The organism is Frankia sp. CoWAU3 (assembly GCF_977971855.1).
Window position 1 is genome coordinate 946 of sequence record NZ_CDWWXB010000337.1, and the last position, 1,817, is coordinate 2,762.

General features: G+C 67.5%; 1 protein-coding gene. It reads left to right on the forward strand.

Annotated elements, in window-relative coordinates; translation table 11 throughout:
• On the forward strand, positions 1-1,817 hold a 1,817-nt coding region (locus AC08ON_RS18135), incomplete at both ends, for an Eco57I restriction-modification methylase domain-containing protein (RefSeq protein ID WP_476617438.1).

The following is a 1,817-nucleotide window of genomic DNA, read 5'->3' on the forward strand; positions in this document are numbered from 1 at the left end:
TACGTCACCGAGTCGCCGCTGCGGAAGAACACCGGCACCCACTACACCCCCAGGTTCCTGGCTGAGGAGGTCGCGGACAACACCCTGGCGCCCCTGGTCTACGCCCCCGGGCCGTTGCAGACCGCCGACCGGGGCGCCTGGCGGCTGCGGTCCAGCGCCGACATCCTGTCGCTGAAGGTTGCCGACATCGCGATGGGCTCGGCCGCGTTCCTCGTCGCCGCCGCCCGCTACCTCGGCGACCGGCTGGTGGAGGCGTGGATCCGTGAGGGTAACCCGCGGGCCGCCGGGCACGCCGGTGACGCCGACGCGGACGACGTCACCGTCGAGGCCCGCCGGCTGGTCATCGAGCACTGCCTGTACGGGGCGGACATCAACCCGATGGCCGTGGAGATGGCGAAGCTGTCGCTCTGGCTGGTGTCGATGGACCCGCGCCGGCCGTTCACCTTCCTCGACGACCGGCTCGTCTCCGGCGACTCCCTGCTCGGTATCACCTCGGTCGAGCAGCTGGAGTACATGTACCTCGACCCGGCCAAGGGCCGGAAGATCCACTCCGACATCTTCGGCTGGACCGCCGGCGTCCGTGAACTGGTCCGCGACGCCGCCGGGCGGCGCCGGGACCTCGTCGAGACCGACGGCTCGTCTCTGGTGGGACTTGCGAGGAAGCGCAGGCTCCTGTCGGGGGTGGAACACGACACCGAGCGGCTGCGGCTCTTCGCCGACCTGACTGCCGGCGCCGCGCTCGTCGGCTATCAGAAATGGTCGGGGACGAGTAACCCGCATGCCCGCGCCGAGATCGACGAGGAGAAGAAGGCCAGCCGGGAAAGCTTCTCCCTGACCGCGGCCCGCCTCGCTGATGAGGTCACCGGCAAGCGGGATGAGACCGAGGCCCGGAAAACGGCACAGTCCTGGTTGGCCACCGATTACGTTCCCGGCGGTTTTCGGCGGAAACCCCTGCACTGGCCGCTGGTCTTCCCCGAGGTCTTCGAGAAGGGCGGTTTCGACGCCGTCCTCGGCAACCCCCCGTTCCTCGGTGGCCAGAAGCTGACCGGTGCACTGGGCGTGGCGTATCGCGAGTACCTCGTCGAGGAGATCGGCGGGGGAGCACGGGGGAGCGCCGATCTGGTCGCCTACTTCGCGCTGCGTGCGCACTCTCTGCTCAACGGTGGCGGTCAGACGGGGTTGATCGCGACGAACACCCTGGCCCAGGGCGATACCCGTGAGGTCGGCCTTGACCAGATTGTCGCTGACGGGAACGTCATCCGCCGGTCGATCAAGAGCCGGCCCTGGCCGTCGAAGTCCGCGGTCCTGGAATTCAGCGCCGTCTGGACCACAGGGCAGATCGGGCCGGCCGCAGCCCGGTTCGCCGACGGCGTCCAGACCCCCGTGATCGCACCCTCCCTGGAGCCCGAGGCACGAGTGTCCGGAAATCCTCACCGGCTGGCGGCGAACGGTGCGCTGTCCTTTCAGGGATCGAACATATTGGGTCTTGGCTTCACGATGGAACCCGCCGAGGCCCGCGCGTTGATCGCGAAGGATCCGCGTAATATCGACGTGCTGTTCCCGTATCTGAACGGTCAGGATCTCAACTCGCGCCCCGACTGCTCGGGCAGTCGTTGGGTCATCAATTTCCACGACTGGCCTGAGGACCGCGCAAAGCGGTACCGCGACTGTTACGACCAGGTCCGCCTCCTCGTCAAGCCGGAACGTGACCTCAATCGCTTTAGTAAGTCGGCCCGTGAGCGGTGGTGGCGATACGAGCGTTCCAGGCCTGAACTCTACGGCGCTATCGCAGGTATCGGGCGGGTAATCGTCATCAC